We start from the raw sequence: 17434 nt of genomic DNA on the forward strand, positions 1-17434 counted from the left end.
GCAACCAACAGTGTATAAACTGAAAATTACCTATTAATATTAATAATAAATTTTAAATTTTTACCTTACTAGTAGTATAATACCCCTTTTTAAACTACAATTTCCTGAAGTTTGTTCCAAAACAGAACAAACTTGTAATTATGACTGTTCCATTTTAGAACTTTGTTCCAAAATAGAACAATCTATAGAATAGTTATCAATCTTCCTATATAAGGTGTTTCTTCCTATTCCCAATGCCTTAGCAGCTGCTGTAATACTTCCATTAAACTTGTATAAAACCTTTATTATATGCTCTCTCTGAGCATAATCCAGCTTTAACTGCTCTGGGTACTCCTCTTGTAAATCTAAATCAATATCTTTACTACTTTTTAGCAGTTCTATCGGTACTGATTCAGTATTTATCATAAGCTCTACCAGATTCTCCAGTTCTCTGATATTCCCTGGCCAATTATAATGGAGAAAATATTTCATCTGACTATCTCCTATTTTTATAATTCGCTTATTTAGATGCTTTGATATTTTCTTCATAAAAAACTCCATTAATAAAGGAATGTCATCTTTTCTCTCCCTCAGTGGAGGTAAATGAACTGGTAATACATTTAACCTATAATATAGATCTTTCCTAAAGTTACCTTCTTCAGCCTCACTTTTTAAATCTTTATTAGTGGCGGCTATAATTCTAATATTTACAGGTATTTGTTTTGAGGTTCCAATCCTATTTATGACTCCCTCCTCTATAACTCTTAGAAGTTTAGTCTGCATATCAAGAGGCATTTCTCCAATTTCATCTAAAAATAAAGTCCCTTTATCAGCCATTTCGAACTTACCAGCATATCCACCTTTTTTCGCCCCAGTAAAGGCTCCTTCTTCATACCCAAAAAGTTCTGATTCTATTAAATTTTGTGGTATAGCTCCACAGTTTACTGCAACAAAAGCCTCGTCCTTTCTATCACTGTGATTATGGATAGATTGTGCAAAAATCTCTTTTCCTGTGCCGCTTTCACCGGTAATAAGTATGGTAGATTTACTGTCTGATATCTTTTTACAGTAATTAATAATTTCAATAAGTCTTTTATTCTTTCCAATAACCTTATCGAAAGTATAGATAGCCTTTCCACTAACTATCTTATGAGCTTGTCTTCTTTCCTTTTTAGTTTCTAAAAATACGTATACCAGCTTACTAATTGCCTCTTCCTCAATAAATATAGGGTGGATGCTTAGGTTAAACTGAAGCTTATTCCTCTTAGAGTTCACAAAGACGTCCTTACTATCAAAACCTTTTTTGCTCCTAGTAATACTATCTAAATTTAAGTGATCCTGAATTAAATCAGCTATATTCATATTTTTCAGTTCATCTTCTTCATATCCGAACAGCTTAGGAGCATACTTGTTAACAGTTTTTATATTTCCTTTTAAGTCAGAAGTTAGAATACCTATGAGCAAAATTATCTAACCTCCTTTTTTATATAGTTCAGAATAAACCTTAGTTTTCATGCTTATCTATTATTATCCACCTATCTGGTACATAGCTCTTTCACTTCCACTTTTCTTATCACATTCTAAGTTATGTTGTGAAGGCTTTGAATATATGGACTCTTTTAGAACTGAAGTTAATAAAACTTCGTTGTCTAAGAAACTCTTTAAACTTAATTCCTTAGCTGAGTGAAGACATGGTTTAATGGTAGCTGCAGAAGTTAACCTTATTCTATTGCACTGACTGCAAAACTTACAGCTAAGTGGACTTATAAATCCTACCTTTCCCTTTGCTTCCTTCAGCTTATAAAGTGACGCCGTACTTACCTTATTGCTTTCTAAAGGTATAAGTTCAGGAAACTTAGCTAAAACCTCTCCAGAAGACATAAAGCCGTCCTCATAAAGCTTCTCTCCCTGACCTATAGGCATAAGTTCAATAAATCTAACCTCCACTGGCAGCTCCCTTGTAAGATTAATAAAATCTGATATTTCATCATCATTTGTTCCTTTTATAAGAACTGTATTAATTTTTACTGGTGTTAAGCCTATAGATATACATTTTTGTATAGCTCTTAACACCTTGTTTATATCTCCACCTCTAGTTATTGCTGTATATTTATCTTCTTTTAGGGTGTCCAAACTTATGTTAACCCTGGTAAGCCCTGCCTCCTTTAAATCTTCCGCTATATCCTCTAAAAGTATTCCATTAGTAGTTATAGCTATGTCCTCAATTCCAGGTATCTTTGAAGTCTCTTTAATTAACCAACCTATATTTCTTAGTATTAGAGGTTCTCCTCCTGTGTATCTTATCTTTTTTATGCCAAGAATGGAGGCTGCCTTTACAATTTTTAATATTTCTTCAAATCTAAGTATATCCTCGTGAGCTTTTTTATCTATTCCCTCCTCAGGCATACAATATACACATCTTAAATTGCATCTATCTGTAAGGGAAATTCTAAGATAATCTATACTTCTTCCATAACCGTCAATCATTTATTAGCCTCCTTCAATTATATTACAGTTCCTATATCAGAATAATCATACCCTCCAAGTTTATCTATTTCCTTTAAGAACTCTTCACTTTTAATAACCTGTAGAAGTTCTTTTATAATATCTAACTCCAAATACTCCTCAGGAATAGCCAAATCATATTCTTCATTACAAATAGGAATAAAATCTAAATTCATTAATTTAGCTGCTGAATAAACTCCAAGACCACAATCTGCATCTCCACTAGCTACAGCTGCAGCTACTGAAAGGTGGGTAAATTCTTCTCTCTCATAACCCTGTATTTCCTCTTCTTTGATATTCAACTTTTTTAGATTGTAATCAAAGAGCAACCTTGTACCTGCACCCCTTTGTCTATTGACAAATTTCAATTTTTTCTTAACTATATCCTCCATAGAACTTATACCTAGAGGATTACCTTTTTGCACCATAAGCCCCTGTATTCTCTTTACACATTTTATAAGTTTAATGTTTTTGTTAGACAGGTATTTTTTAATATAAGATATATTATATTCCCCTGTTTCCATATCTAATAGATGGATAGGTGCCAAGTGGGTCTCTCCCTTTATTAATGACATTATTCCTCCCATGCTTCCTACATGAGCTGAAGATAAGAAATAACCTTTTTCTCTAACATGAATTAAATCTGCTAGTACATCTATTATTGGGTCATGACTTCCTATGCACACTATTGTATTCTTTATGTCATCCTTATCTTTTAGCAGCTTTACATCTATTTTCTCTCCCGCTTCAATACCTTCTATGCTTTGGTCAACCTCTAGTATACCATCAGCTCTTACTAATGACATAGTAGCCCCTGCACCTCTACTTAAAGGTGTTGCTATAAGCTTATCTCCTACATAACCTAATTTCATTCTTACAAATTCATGGTATTTTAAAGATGACATAACTCTTCTTGATAAAATTGCCTTTTCCACTTTTAATGGTTTTTGTCCTAAGGCAATATACTTCTCAACAAGATTTTTTACTATATTCTCCATAACAAAGTAGGCAGAAACAGGATATCCTGGTATGCCAATTACAGGTTTTTGTTGTACTTGTCCCATTATTACTGGCTTTCCCGGCTTTATAGCCACTCCATGAATAAACACTTGTCCAACCTCATTGATAACCTCAGAAGTAAAGTCTTCTCTTCCAGCAGATGAACCTGCGTTTATCAGTACTATATCACATTCTTCTACTGCTGTTAATACAGTATTTTTTATCAAATTATAATCGTCTTTAACTATCGGATACCTTTTAGCCTTTCCTCCAAAGTCCTCAACCTGTGCAGCAAACACTCTTGAGTTAAAATCTATTATATCTCCAATCTTTAATTCACTTCCTGGATCTACCAGTTCCGTCCCTGTTGGAATAATTCCTACCACCGGCTTTTTGTATACTTTAACTTTATTTACTCCTCCAGCAAGCATTGCCCCTATATCTACAGGACGAATCTTATGATTGGATGGAATTATCAAGCTATTTTGTACTATATCCTCTCCTAAAGGCCTTATATTTTGCCATGAAACTGCACTTTTATATATCTTAACACTTTTATCACCGGTTCTAATCAAGTCTTCTACCATGACTACACAATCATATTCTTTAGGTATAGGATCTCCTGTATCCACCACAATATAGTCTTTATCCTCTTTAAGTTCAATGTGATGCTTTTCAGAAGCACCTATAGTACTTTCTGCTTTTAGTGCTATACCATCCATAGCAGAACAATTGTAAAAAGGCGAAGATATTAAGGAATATATCGGTTCACAAGTAACCCTTCCATTACAGTCTTCTGTATTTAGTTCTTCAAATTCCTTTTTTATATTTAATTTTTCAAAATAAGTACTTATTGCATCCTTAAGCTCATAATTTGAAAGATAAATATTTTGCCCCATGTCCATTCCCCCTAGAGTTCAATATAATATAAATATAATAATTAAATTTTTTATAAGTTCTTCAATTGAAATTTTTAAAAGAATTTATAAACTGCGACCTTCTCTCCTTCTCTTAAGCCTTCTAAATTTTTCTCTATCTTTATATATCCATAGGCTTTAGAAAAACCTGTTATAAGCCCTGACTTTGAAAAGATTGGTTCTGCTAAAAGACCACCCTCTTCTTCCTTTATAATAACTGGAAGATATTCTTCTCTGCCCTTGGATTTATGGTAGTTTACTCCAAAGGTACAGTTAACAGGATATTGTTTCTCATCACTATTAATAATTTTATCTATAAGAGCTTTAACGATGATCTCATAAACTATAGAACAGGATAAAGGATGACCTGGAAGGCCAAAGACAGCTTTCCCATTTACCTTACCTAGAATGGTAGGCTTTCCTGGTTTTATAGAAATGCCATGAACGAAAATTTCAGCATCCTTAAAGGACTGTATAACTTTCATTGTTTGATCCTTAGTCCCTACAGAGCTTCCCCCAGATACTAATACTATGTCGCACTCTTCTATTGCTGCTGTCATAGTATTTTGTAATTGATGATAATTATCTCTAACTACACCATAGTTTATAGGCTTACAGCCATCTCTAAGTATAGATGAATATAAAATATAGGTATTTATATCCCTAACTTGTCCTTTCTTTGGAATTTCTTCTACTCCTACGATTTCATCACCAGTAGAAATAACTCCAATCTTAGGCTTTTTAAAAACAGAGACTTTACTAAAACCTAAACTTGATAATACCCCTAGTTCATAGGCTCTTAATCTTGATCCTTTGTTAATTACAACTTCCCCAGCAGCTATATCTTCTCCAACTTGCACCACCTTTTCTCCGTTTGCAGAAGGTTTATTTATAAGTATAGTATCTTCATCAAGCTTCTCGGTGTATTCAATCATAACTACTGAATCAGAACCCTCTGGTATCATTCCTCCCGTTGGCACATAGATGCATTGCTCTTGTGAATCAAGCTGAACCTTAGGTTCTTGTCCCATTAAAACTTCCCCTTTTAAAGTAAGTATAGAGGGCATAGATTCACTAGCTCCAGCAACTGCCTTGGAATTTACTGCATATCCGTCTACAGTAGACCTTCTAAAGTTAGGGACATCTGTTTTTGAAATAATACTTTCCCCTACTATTCTTCCATATGCTTCTTCTAAACTTACTTCTTCCATACCAAGACTGTAATTAAAACTTTTTTCTAAAATTTCCTTCACTTGCTCAACAGACATAACTTTAAATAGTTCCATACTAGCACCACCTATTTTTGACAATTGGGAATGAACTATTGTCCATTCCCAATTTTTATTTTAAAATATTATTTTTTTGCATTAGGTATAAATAATGACTGACCATATTTATCTTTACCAAACTCTGCTATAATCTTTTGAGTACTATCTGAAATAATCCAGTTAATGAACTCATCAGCCTCTTTTTCCTTTATTTTATGCTTTTCTGGATTTAACTTTATAACTCCATACTGATTGTAAAGCTTATCATTTTTTTCAGTTACTATTACCAAATCTAACTTATCCTTCATAGATAGATATGTAGCTCTATCTGTAAGAGTATATGCATTCATTTCCTTGGCCATTTGAAGCACAGCACCCATGCCTTTACCAGCAGAAACATAGAAGTCTCCCTTTGGAGTTATTCCGGCAGCCTTCCATAAATCTTTTTCTTTTGTATGAGTACCTGATTCATCTCCTCTGGATATAAACTTTGCTCCACTTTCACTTATAAGCTTTAATGCTTTAACAGCATCTGCTGAAGCATTGTCTTTGATCTTCGCTGGATCATCCTTAGGTCCTACTATTATAAAATCGTTATACATAACATCATATCTTTTTACACCAAAGCCATCCTTTATGAATTGTTCTTCCTTTGCCTTTGCATGAACAAGTAAGCAATCTGCATCTCCTTTTTCTCCAAGCTTCATAGCTTCACCTGTACCCTTGGCAACAACCTTAACTTTTATCCCCTTCTCTTTTTCAAATATAGGCAGTAAATAATCCAACAAACCTGAATCCTGCGTACTAGTAGTAGTAGCTAAAATAATGGACTTGTCCTCTTTTTTTTCTGTGTCCGTTGTTGTTGCTGCTTGTTTAGAGCATGCTGCAGTAGAAAATAAAAGCAATGCACTTAAAGCAGTTAATAAAATCTTTTTCATTAGATTTCTCCCCCTTTTACTAATATAATTCTATAATATTCCAAATTACTCTGTAATTCAATATAAATTTTGTTACTTTTTTACCAAGTTCGAATTTACATACAATTTAGAATACCAATGTTTCTTTAAATTATATCATCCAAATATTTACTATTTTTGCACTGACCAGTCAGAATAATGAGAATATTTTAACAATTTGTAAACTTTTTCAATATATATTCATTAATTCCAAAAACTGCTATATAATATAGCTGTGTGTGACATTAAATTTAAAATGACATAACACAATTTATAAATAAGGGGGAATATCGAAATGTCAAGATTTACATTACCAAGAGATATTTATTTTGGTGAAAATGCTTTGGAGGAACTTAAAAACCTTAAAGGTAAGAAAGCTGTAGTAGTTGTTGGTGGGGGATCAATGAAAAAATTCGGCTTTCTTGAAAAAGTAGAAAGTTATTTAAAAGAAGCAGGAATGGAAGTTAAGTTATTAGAAGGTGTTGAACCAGATCCATCTGTTGAAACAGTTATGAAAGGCGCTCAATTGATGAGAGACTTCGAACCAGATTGGATAGTTGCTATGGGTGGAGGCTCACCAATAGACGCTGCTAAAGCTATGTGGATATTCTATGAATACCCAGACTTTACTTTTGAACAAGCTGTAGTTCCTTTTGGATTACCAGAATTAAGACAAAAAGCTAAATTCGTAGCTATATCATCTACAAGTGGAACTGGTACTGAAGTTACTGCTTTCTCAGTAATTACTGATTATAAAGCTAAAATAAAATATCCTTTAGCTGATTTTAATATAACTCCTGACGTAGCTATAGTAGATCCAGCATTAGCTCAAACAATGCCACCTAAATTAGTTTCTTATACAGGAATGGATGCTATAACTCATGCTATTGAGGCTTATGTAGCAACTGCAAGATCAAGTTACTCTGATCCACTTGCAATAAAAGCAGTAGTTATGATAAAAGATTACTTAGTAAGATCTTATAATGGAGATGTAGAAGCAAGAGCTGAAATGCATGATGCTCAATGCCTAGCTGGAATGGCATTCTCAAATGCTTTACTTGGAATAGTTCATAGTATGGCACATAAAACTGGTGCTGTATTCCATATTCCACACGGATGTGCTAATGCTATATACCTTCCATATGTAATTCAATTTAACAGAAAGACTTCTGAAGCTAGATTTGCTGATATAGCTAGAGCTGTAGGATTACCTGGAAGCACTAATGCTATGTTAACAGATTCATTAATAGAAATGATTAGAGATTTAAATAAAGCTATGAATATTCCTCTAACATTAAAAGACTATGGCATTACTGAAGAAGACTTTAATGCAAACTTAGACTCTATCTCTAAAAATGCTCTTACAGATGCATGTACTGGATCAAATCCAAGACCAGTAGATTTTGAGCAAATGAAGAAAGTATTCCAATGCACATTTACAGGTAAGGACGTTAACTTCTAAGAGATAGCTCTATAAAAATAAAGTGAATAAACGGGCATATGAAACTTATAATTCTTTAATTATAAATTCCATATGCCTTTTATTTTAGCAGCATAATTATATATAATGCTACAGCAATCTTATTAGATTTCTTCTACTGTAAGTCGCTTAATTATACAACTATTCTTAGTTGCAATTTAAAAAGCATTTATCCCTTAACTTTAAATAGCCTCTGAAATATCTTTAATAAACTTACCTGTAAAATTAGTCTGTTTTGCTATCTTTTTAAGCTGCATATCGGAGGTAACTGATTTTGGACTAATCATATAAATCTTCTTAAAACCATCCTTCATATAAAACTTAAAGCATCCCTGAAGTATTGGAAGCATCTCTTGCCTGCTAGTTACTAAGTCTGTAGGATCTACAATTAAAATATACTCCTTAGGTTTAATTAGTAAAATCTCTTTATTATATGCCGTCATAAAGTCTTTTGCAACTTTTTCATTATAAAATCCCCATACAGTAATAATAAACTTTTTGTTTATTAAATCTTTTTTAAACCTAAACATAGTTACACCTGCCTTATAGATATAATAGCTAGAATTGATATAAAACAGCACACATAGTAAAGCCTATACCAACAGAACAAAATATTACCTTCATACCTCTTTTTACTACATTTGTTTTTAATGCTTCATCTAATGCAAAAATTGGACTTGTTGCTCCAGTATATCCATATTTGTATCCTACAAAGGTATACTTGTCCAAATTTACCTTTAACTTTACTAAGGTCTCTTCAATCTCAGATTTGTTAAATTGAGAAAAAATATAATGATCTATTTCATTTATATCTAACTTATTTCTATCTAATAATGACTTAATAGTATCCTTCCAGATATCTGAAAAATAGCTTACATCATGAGATAGAAACTTTAATTTTTTATCCTCATCAGAAATTTTGTTATCAAAAATATGAGAAAAACCTACAGCTGGATAGTTAACTGTATAATATAAGGATGAATCGGTATAATAATTTGCATCAATAAAACCTATTCTATCTTCAGACTTCTCATTTTTTAAAATAATAGCTGCTCCACCGTCTGAAAAGTTTGGATAGGTTATAGGATCATCTTTTCTTACTATATTACTTACCATTACCCCACTTGTTATTAAAGCATATTTAATAGACGGATTTGCTTGTAGATATCTGCTTACATTATCTAATGCAGAAAGCATACCTATGCAATTGCTATTCATATCAAACACCACATGTGCATTTTTAGCTCCTAGCTGATTTTGAATTATTAAAGCATTACTTGGATAGGTATATTCAGGAGTATCTGATACGAAAACTAACATATCTATATTCTTAGCATCCAAACAGCTCTTCCTCAATACTTCCTTAGCTGCCTCTGTTGCCATGGTAATAGAACTTTCAGTACCTTCCTTAGCTAAATACCTTACTTCTCTTCCGAGGGTATTCATGAGTTTGTCTACCTTTATATTCATTTTATTAAAATGCTCTATAAAGAAGCTATTATGAATGGCACAACTTGGATGATAGATACCAGTATTAATAATATTTACATTATGAAACAATGCTTTCAGCCCCTTATCAGTTGTGTATTTTATTTCTATTTAATTTATTGATAAAGTATTTTACTATACGGCTTGTTCACCATCAGTATATTAACTGTTTACTATTTTGTGCTATAAGAAATTTAAAGTTTCTTTTAGTATAAGAAACCTAAATCATTATAAGTCCACAAAATCAATTTATAGTAGATTTCACCTTACTTTTTATAAAAATTTTAGTAACACATATTCACCCTTCTTCATAAACTAAAGTTAAAATATTAATCTACAAAAATAAATTGGAGGCGACTTCTATGTGTGGAATTACAGGTTGGGTTAACTTTAAAGCAGATATTTCTAAATCACCTACTATTATTGAAAAAATGACAAAGACTTTAAATAAACGAGGACCAGACGATGAAAACTATTATGTTTCTAAAAATGTACTATTTGGTCATAGAAGATTGGTAGTTGTAGACCCTACTGGTGGTGCTCAGCCAATGACTAAAACAATAGGAAAGGATAAATACGTTATTGTATACAATGGCGAATTATATAATACAGAAGATTTAAGAAAAATACTTTTAGCAAAGGGATATACGTTCCAATCTTATTCAGATACAGAGGTTCTGTTAACTTCATATATCCACTGGGGTATAGACTGTGTAAAATATATAAATGGAATATATGCCTTTGCTGTATGGAGCGAAAGTGATAAGAAAGTATTTATGGCAAGGGATCCACTAGGAGTCAAGCCTTTATTTTATACTATAAAGGGCAATTCCCTTATCTTTGGTTCTGAACTAAAAACTATACTTGCACATCCTTTTGTAAGACCTGTTGTTGATCGAGATGGACTGACTGAGATTTTTGCACTAGGTCCAGCTAGGGCTTTAGGCAGCGGAATCTTTAAAGGTGTTAAGGAACTTCCGCCCGCTCATTACCTAATCTACAGCAGTGATGACCTAAAACTACAAGAATACTGGAAGATTAAAGCTGAAGCCCATAACGAAGATATAGAAGCCACAACAGAACATGTAAAAAGTCTACTTATAGATGCTGTAAAAAGACAGCTTGTAGCAGATGTTCCTGTTTGCACATTCCTCTCTGGTGGTTTAGATTCTAGTGTTATTTCTGCTGTTGCAGCTAAGGAGTTTAAAAATGAAGGAAGGATACTAGATACCTATGCTATCGACTATGAAGATAATGACTTGTACTTCAAATCTAATTCCTTTGAACCTACCTCTGATAAGTTTTGGGCATTAAAAATGTCTGAGTATATTGGAAGTAATCATCATAACATTGTGAACAGCAGTGAGGATTTGGCTAAAGCCCTAGTTGATTCTGTAAAGGCCAGTGATTTGCCAGGTATGGCTGATATTGATTCTTCTTTATTCCTTTTCTGTAAGGAAATAAGAAAGAATGCTACTGTAGCACTATCAGGTGAGTGTGCTACTTCAATGATACCTTAATTATATGTTTGTATAGGTCAGCTTATCAATATCAGCCAACAACTTAAATTCAAGTGATTTATCATCATGTATTATTATTTTCTCTAATATTAGTTCTAATAGCTTTCTACTTGGTTTGTCACTATTAATTATATTACTAAAAATTTGCATGTTACTTTCCATGTTGTTTTCTATATTATTAATATTAAGCCTTTGCAGCTCACTAATTTTTTCCGATAACTCATTAATTCTCTTCTTTTTTTCATTTTCTAATTGAACATAGCTATGTTCAATAATTTTTTTATATTCATTGTTACTTTCCTTAATGATATCTTTAATCTTTTGATTTAGTAATATCTTTAGCTCTTCATTAGCAATGTTAAATTCATTTTGCAATCTTACTAGAGCTTTATTGATATCATTCTTTTTTTCCTTTATGTCAATGCTATTAATATAATCCCTATATTGATCTGTGACATCTTTTAAAAATTCTTTAAAAAAGAATAAAAGTTTATCCTCAGTTATAGCATGACTTTTACACTGCTTTAATCCATATTTATTGTATGTAGTACACTCATAGCCATATTGAATTTTAGGAAGTTTCTTTAGATTTTTACCAACTACTGCGAAGCCACAATTACCACAAGTAATAAATCCAGAAAATAAATAAATATATTTTGCCTTACCTCTATAGTGGGTATTTTTTCTTTTTAAATTTATACTCTGAGCTAATTCAAAATCTTTCTTTGAAATTATAGCTTCATGGTTATCTTGAAAAACGTACTGTTCTTCAATAGGAACTTTATCTGGCTTTCCTTTTATTAATTTGCTGTGTCTTTTTTTTGTTCGCAAAGTCCCAATATAAATATCATTTTGGATTATCCTTTGTATCATATGTGTCTGCCACCTATCTGTAGTACTATTTTTGAACACTTTTCCTTTCTCCTCATGCTTTCTCTTAATGTATTCTGAAGGAGTTGGATATCCTTTTTCATCTAGTATATTGCATATTTTTTTATAGCCTAACCCATCAATATATAGCTTAAATATTAGCTTTATAACTGGCTTAATCTCTTCATCTACAGTTAAAATAAATTTGTCATTAACTTTAGTTTTTTGATATCCATAGAAGTTTCCCATAATTAGCTCACCTTTTTTCTGCTTAGAGTTCATATTGGATCTTATTTTTCTCGAAATATCTTTAACATACATTTCGTTGTACCATGTTTTTATACCTAGAATGTCATCCTCATCATCCGAATCATATCCTCTACCTTCCTCAGGTAGAATTATTCTTTTTCCTAACTCTCGTACTTCCTCAATGAATAGCTGAGTTCTAGCATTATGCCTGCCTAATCTAGATAAATCCTTAGCTATAATGACGTCAATTTTTCCATTTATTAAATCCTTTTTCATTTTCATAAAGGCTGGTCTATCAAACGTATATCCACTACAGTTGTCATCTATATATATTCTCTCTACCCACCAGCTTCTACTTTTAGCAAACTCATTGATTATGTCTTGTTGTGTAATAATAGATGCGTAATTTTCCTTATCTTCATCTCTTGATAACCTTACATATCCAACAACATTCACAATAGGATCACCTACTATCAATACATTATTTGAGCTAAATACTTATTCAACTTTAAACTGATTCATCTAATCATGTTTAACATCTTGTAATATTTTTTCTAAAATATCTTCTAGTATTTTACTACCACCTACGAATACACAAACATTTTGGCATTGTTCTCTATAGTTTTTTATTTTTTCTAAGGTTTCTTCATCTTTCTCTTCAGATTTACTAACGTATATGATTATGGCCTCCTCGTTGTTATATTTCCCCCTTTTAGCTCTCATTTATTATTGTGGTCCCCCTAGAAATTGCTGACAAAAATAAAAGACATCATTAATATAGTTTATTAATGATGTCTTTAAAACTTTCTTATCATTTTATTCAAAAGAACTTAAATATCTTTGTAAATATTCTACATATTGTCCCATACGAATACCATCTACAAAAGAATAATGGGCCTGGATAGAAAATGGTAATAATAATTTATTACCTTCGTTATAATATTTATCCCATGATAGTCGTGGGATAGAATCATCTTTAGCCGTAAAATAGTCTTTTTGTTCTTCTGGCTTCCTCTTAGATTTTTCAACAAAAGTTTTTAGCAATCGCCTCTATTCCAAGTATTCAAATCAACTATTTTCATGCTAACATATCCTCCATATGCATTATGATATCTCGTTGTTATTTATACTTTTTAGCTTCTTCCTCCCCTCTTAATACCCTCAATCCTCCTTCAGCTAAAGCTAATAATTCATCCTCTCCAGGATATATTACTACTTGTCCAATAAAAGATACCATTTGCTTTATTGTTTCTGTCACATGCTTGCTGTACGCAATTCCTCCCGTAAGGATTATAGCGTCAACCTTGCCATAAAGAACTGCACCACATTGTCCTATTTCTTTAGCAACTTGGTATATGAAAGCATCAAGTATTAATTTTGCTTCTAAATCACCTCCAAATGCTTTTTTTTCTACTTCTCTAAAGTCATTGGTACCCAAATAAGCAACTGCCCCACCTTTTCCTATCATCTTTTTCTTCATTTCATCAATAGTATATTTTCCGCTGTAGCAAAGTTCAATTATATCTGCCACTGGTACTCCTCCTGATCTTTCTGGTGAGAATGGCCCTTCTCCATCTAGAGCGTTATTTACATCTATGACTTTTCCATCTTTATGAGCTCCAATGGATACTCCTCCCCCCATATGTGCAATTATTAAATTTAATTCATCGTAAGTTTTATTATTCTCTCTAGCATATCTTTTTGAAACTGCCTTTTGATTTAATGCATGAAATATACAGCTTCTTTTTATTTCTGGTATACCTGATATTCTTGCAACTTCCTCCAGTTCATCTACAACAACTGGATCTACTATAAATGCTGGGATGTTTAAAATCTCTGCTATTTCATGTGCTATTATTCCGCCAAGATTTGATGCATGTTGTCCTTGTACTCCTACTTTTAAATCTTCAATCATTATTTCATTTACAGCATACGTTCCACTTACCATTGGCTTTAGTAGTCCGCCTCTTCCAACTACTGCATTTAATGAATTCATATCAAAATTTTTATTCTTCAAAGCCTTCAATATAATGTTTTTTCTAAATTCATATTGATCATATATGCTATCATACTTTTCTATCTCTTCTGAGGAATGTCTTAAAGTTTCTTCAAAAATTTGTTTCTCTTCTTCATAAATACCTATCTTAGTTGATGTAGAACCTGGGTTAACTACTAATAATTTATATCTCATAATATTTCCTCCCTCAAAACTTAAATATTTTATCTGCAATACTATCTATTTTGATTTATCTCATCAGCGACTAAAGCAGCTAAAGCTATCGAATACATCTTTGATTCGTGACTATCAGCTCTTGAAGTTAAAACAACTGGTGCAGATGTTCCAACAAGAAGTCCACCATTTTTGCAATTTGCTGCATAGGTTAATGTCTTATACATTATGTTTCCTGCCTCTATATTAGGTACTAAAATTATATCTGCTTTACCTGCTACAGGACCTGTTACACCTTTATGAATAGCTGACTCTTCTGATAACGCATTATCTAAGGCTAATGGACCATCAACTATACACCCTTTTATCTGCCCTCTATCGCTCATTTTGGAAAGTGCTGATGCATCAATAGTAGCTGGCATATTAGGATTAACAACTTCTACAGCACATACAGCCGCAACCTTAGGTTTTTCTACTCCAACAGCTTTTGCAACTACTGCAGCATTATTAACAATATCAATCTTATCTTTAAATTCAGGATACATATTAAATGCCGCATCAGTTAAGAATATCAATCTATCAAAGTTACTTATTTCAAATACACCTACGTGAGACATTAATTTTCCAGTTCTTAAACCAACTTCTTTATCTAATACTGCTCTTAAAAAACTTGCAGTATCAATAAGTCCTTTCATTACCATGTCAGCCTTACCGGATGATACTAATTCTACTGCTTTTAAGGCAGCCTTTTTGTTATTAGCTTCATCCACAATTTCAAATCTAGTTAAGTCCATATCTAACTCTGCTGCTATAGTAGCAATTTTAAACTTGTCCCCCACCAGTATAGCTTGTGCTATTCCTTTCATGTCTGCATCCTTTATTGCTTCCAGAACATGTCTATCCTGTGCAATAGCTACTGCTAATTTTTTTGTTTTTTGATTTTTTACCTTTTGTATCACATGTTGAAAATTCTTAAGCATTATATCACCCCATATTCATAAATTATTTCTTTATATATTACACCGTCCTTGACCGTAAAAATTAGGCATAAGGAACTCCATATAATTTTATATAGCAAAAAACGCGCCAAACCATTTATTACAGTTTTACACGTTTAAAAAAATATATATATTTCATTATTGAAACAATACTTATATACAAACCTATATAATAATTAAAACATCAGACTTTGCTTTGTTCTATTATAGAAACAAACATTTTTTATCTTGAAACATCATTATAGTGTTTCTTGCCATAACTTTCTCCATAATGTAGTACGACCTACTTTAAGAATGTCAGCAACTTTATTTTTATCATAATTACATTTAACAAGCATGGTGTCTATAATACTTTTTTCCACCTCTTTCATTGCATCTTTTAATCCGTTTTTTATACTTACCCTTAAAGCAATGTTATCACCATCTTCTTCATCAGGTACGCTTATAGCTTTTTTAAGCATATCCCTATAATTATTTGAATTAAATTGTAAAATCATTAAGGAAAGTCGTTCCATAATATTATTTAACTCTCTAATATTTCCTGGCCAGTCGTATGAAATTAACAAAGGATTAATTTCGCTTATTATCTCACTGTGATTTATGAAGTCACTTGTAAATTCCTTTAACAATTTAGTAGATATTATACCTATATCTTCTTTTCTTTCTCTTAGTGATGGTATCTTAATATTAAACACATTTAAACGGTAGTATAAGTCTTGTCTAAAATCTCCATTCTCAATTTGTTTTTCTAGGTTTTTATTCGTGGCACTAATAATTCTTATGTCTACAGGCATAATCTTATCTCCACCAATCCTCATGATCTCTTTCTCTTGAATTACTCTCAGTAGTCTAGCTTGTAGGCTTTTAGATATCTCACCTATTTCATCAAGAAAAATACTACCGTTATGAGCCAATTCAAAAAGTCCCTGCTTTCCTTCTTTTCTTGCACCTGTGAATGCCCCACCCTCATAACCAAAAAGCTCACTTTCTAACAAATTTTCAGGAATAGCAGCACAATTCACTGCGACAAAAGGTCCACTGCATCGCTTGCTTGCATTATGAATGCTTTGTGCAAACAATTCCTTACCTGTGCCCGACTCTCCTTGTATTAAAACAGCAGCATCTGTTTTAGAGTATAACAAAGCTAGATTTTTTAACTCGGTCATTTGCTTATTAATAGTTAATATATCTTCAAAATTATGCTTTGCAATAAAACCCTTTTTATATTTTTTTTCTCTAGCCTTTTGCTCTAGTTGCTGAATCTTAGTAATATCTTCGAAAGTTGATACTACTCCAATCCTACTACCGTCTAACTCGATTGGTATACGATTTGTCGCTATAATTCCATTGTTTATATCTTGGAGTACTCCAATTTCACTTTGTCCACTTTCTAAAACACAGTGAATTCTAGTATTTGGTATAACACTTTCTACTTTCTTCCCTAATATATCCCTTGATGGAAGCTTGAATATATTTTCGGCAGCTGGATTATACGTAATAATTCTGCTCTGTTCATCAGTAACAATAATTCCTTGATTAATAGTATCGAAAACTACTTTAAGCCTTGCTGAACGCATTCTCTCAGTTTTGCGAACTTCAGCTATGTGTATGGATTCATATATTGCTTTTTGTATTGCTTCTTCTCCCCATTTAACTTGTATTCCAATTAAACCATGCTCTTGCGCAAGCTGTACTGCAACCAGCCCTCCAACCACTACCTTTAAACCTTTATTTTTAATATTTATTATTATTTTTTCTATTTCGTAATTCAATTCGAATTTATGCTCATGTACTTTTATATTTAACATATATGCCATTTCTGTGGTCTCAAATTTAAGGTTTTTACCACTAATAAATGCTATTTCGTTTGAAAAGTCTCTTGCACGGCAAAAAGCTTTTACTATATCAAAAGATGTGAGATGTATAGTTACTAGAGGCACTTCGGGTTTTACTATGTGTTCGATATGTTGAATTGTCGCTCCAGCACTAAGTATAACGTCAGCTAAATTTCTTAAATTGTATGCTGTATTAATAG

At 32.2% G+C, this 17434-nt stretch carries 13 protein-coding genes and 2 pseudogenes; 2 read left to right on the plus strand and 13 right to left on the minus strand.

Going from position 1 to position 17434, the window contains the following annotated elements; all coding sequences use genetic code 11:
• Positions 1 to 138: 138 nt before the first annotated feature.
• The 5 genes and pseudogenes from P8V03_RS16900 to P8V03_RS16920 all read right to left on the minus strand — a co-directional run.
• Positions 139 to 1431: pseudogene (locus tag P8V03_RS16900) on the minus strand (sigma-54 interaction domain-containing protein); the annotation flags it as partial.
• Positions 1432 to 1506: 75 nt separating this feature from the next.
• Positions 1507 to 2466, minus strand: coding sequence for a GTP 3',8-cyclase MoaA (gene moaA, locus P8V03_RS16905; protein WP_261671431.1), 960 nt, complete (start codon positions 2464 to 2466; stop codon positions 1507 to 1509).
• 17 nt (positions 2467 to 2483) lie between these two features.
• Positions 2484 to 4382, minus strand: a complete 1899-nt coding sequence (locus P8V03_RS16910) for a molybdopterin biosynthesis protein (protein WP_318799065.1) — start codon at positions 4380 to 4382, stop codon at positions 2484 to 2486.
• Positions 4383 to 4456: 74 nt separating this feature from the next.
• Positions 4457 to 5686 carry a molybdopterin molybdotransferase MoeA gene (locus tag P8V03_RS16915; RefSeq protein ID WP_318799066.1) on the minus strand — a complete coding sequence of 410 codons (1230 nt, stop codon included), beginning with the start codon at positions 5684 to 5686 and terminating at the stop codon, positions 4457 to 4459.
• A 68-nt stretch (positions 5687 to 5754) separates the two neighbouring features.
• Positions 5755 to 6606, minus strand: coding sequence for an ABC transporter substrate-binding protein (locus tag P8V03_RS16920; protein WP_318799067.1), 852 nt, complete (start codon positions 6604 to 6606; stop codon positions 5755 to 5757).
• Between the two features lie 313 nt (positions 6607 to 6919).
• On the opposite strand from P8V03_RS16920, the gene P8V03_RS16925 reads away from it, so the two are divergent.
• Entirely contained in the window at positions 6920 to 8086 is a 1167-nt protein-coding gene (locus tag P8V03_RS16925; protein ID WP_261671435.1) for an iron-containing alcohol dehydrogenase, read from the plus strand.
• Between the two features lie 200 nt (positions 8087 to 8286).
• Here the strand turns inward: P8V03_RS16925 and P8V03_RS16930 are convergent, their stop codons facing one another.
• Both P8V03_RS16930 and P8V03_RS16935 read right to left on the minus strand, forming a co-directional pair.
• Positions 8287 to 8634, minus strand: coding sequence for a hypothetical protein (locus tag P8V03_RS16930; RefSeq protein ID WP_318799068.1), 348 nt, complete (start codon positions 8632 to 8634; stop codon positions 8287 to 8289).
• 28 nt (positions 8635 to 8662) lie between these two features.
• Positions 8663 to 9664, minus strand: coding sequence for a ketoacyl-ACP synthase III (locus P8V03_RS16935; RefSeq protein WP_318799069.1), 1002 nt, complete (start codon positions 9662 to 9664; stop codon positions 8663 to 8665).
• Between the two features lie 290 nt (positions 9665 to 9954).
• On the opposite strand from P8V03_RS16935, the pseudogene asnB reads away from it, so the two are divergent.
• Positions 9955 to 11094 (plus strand): annotated as a pseudogene (gene asnB / locus P8V03_RS16940) (asparagine synthase (glutamine-hydrolyzing)); the annotation flags it as partial.
• Between the two features lie 18 nt (positions 11095 to 11112).
• Here the strand turns inward: asnB and P8V03_RS16945 are convergent.
• The 6 genes from P8V03_RS16945 to P8V03_RS16970 form a co-directional block, all read right to left on the minus strand.
• Complete coding sequence (locus tag P8V03_RS16945; RefSeq protein ID WP_318799070.1) at positions 11113 to 12687, minus strand: recombinase family protein; 1575 nt, start codon at positions 12685 to 12687, stop codon at positions 11113 to 11115.
• Between the two features lie 66 nt (positions 12688 to 12753).
• The gene (locus P8V03_RS16950; protein ID WP_318799071.1) at positions 12754 to 12954 is read right to left on the minus strand and encodes a hypothetical protein; all 201 of its coding nucleotides are present in this window, start codon (positions 12952 to 12954) and stop codon (positions 12754 to 12756) included.
• A 93-nt stretch (positions 12955 to 13047) separates the two neighbouring features.
• The gene (locus P8V03_RS16955; protein ID WP_318799072.1) at positions 13048 to 13275 is read right to left on the minus strand and encodes a CatA-like O-acetyltransferase; all 228 of its coding nucleotides are present in this window, start codon (positions 13273 to 13275) and stop codon (positions 13048 to 13050) included.
• Positions 13276 to 13351: 76 nt separating this feature from the next.
• Positions 13352 to 14422 (minus strand): butyrate kinase, encoded by a 1071-nt coding sequence (gene buk, locus P8V03_RS16960; RefSeq protein WP_318799073.1) that lies wholly within the window; start codon positions 14420 to 14422, stop codon positions 13352 to 13354.
• A gap of 41 nt (positions 14423 to 14463) precedes the next feature.
• Positions 14464 to 15381, minus strand: coding sequence for a phosphate butyryltransferase (ptb, locus tag P8V03_RS16965; RefSeq protein ID WP_318799074.1), 918 nt, complete (start codon positions 15379 to 15381; stop codon positions 14464 to 14466).
• A gap of 257 nt (positions 15382 to 15638) precedes the next feature.
• Positions 15639 to 17434, minus strand: a 1796-nt coding sequence (locus tag P8V03_RS16970) for a sigma 54-interacting transcriptional regulator (RefSeq protein WP_318799075.1), incomplete at its 5' end; no start/stop codon positions are given.

The sequence above is a fragment of the Clostridium tanneri genome (assembly GCF_033659955.1).
Classification (GTDB): Bacteria; Bacillota; Clostridia; order Clostridiales; family Clostridiaceae; genus Clostridium_AM; species Clostridium_AM tanneri.

Coding starts and splice junctions, on each gene's coding strand:
- moaA (WP_261671431.1), bottom strand. CDS start 2,466: ATGATTGACGGTTATGGAAGAAGTATAGATTATCTTAGAATTTCCCTT.
- P8V03_RS16910 (WP_318799065.1), bottom strand. CDS start 4,382: ATGGGGCAAAATATTTATCTTTCAAATTATGAGCTTAAGGATGCAATA.
- P8V03_RS16915 (WP_318799066.1), bottom strand. CDS start 5,686: ATGGAACTATTTAAAGTTATGTCTGTTGAGCAAGTGAAGGAAATTTTA.
- P8V03_RS16920 (WP_318799067.1), bottom strand. CDS start 6,606: ATGAAAAAGATTTTATTAACTGCTTTAAGTGCATTGCTTTTATTTTCT.
- P8V03_RS16925 (WP_261671435.1), top strand. CDS start 6,920: ATGTCAAGATTTACATTACCAAGAGATATTTATTTTGGTGAAAATGCT.
- P8V03_RS16930 (WP_318799068.1), bottom strand. CDS start 8,634: ATGTTTAGGTTTAAAAAAGATTTAATAAACAAAAAGTTTATTATTACT.
- P8V03_RS16950 (WP_318799071.1), bottom strand. CDS start 12,954: ATGAGAGCTAAAAGGGGGAAATATAACAACGAGGAGGCCATAATCATA.
- buk (WP_318799073.1), bottom strand. CDS start 14,422: ATGAGATATAAATTATTAGTAGTTAACCCAGGTTCTACATCAACTAAG.
- ptb (WP_318799074.1), bottom strand. CDS start 15,381: ATGCTTAAGAATTTTCAACATGTGATACAAAAGGTAAAAAATCAAAAA.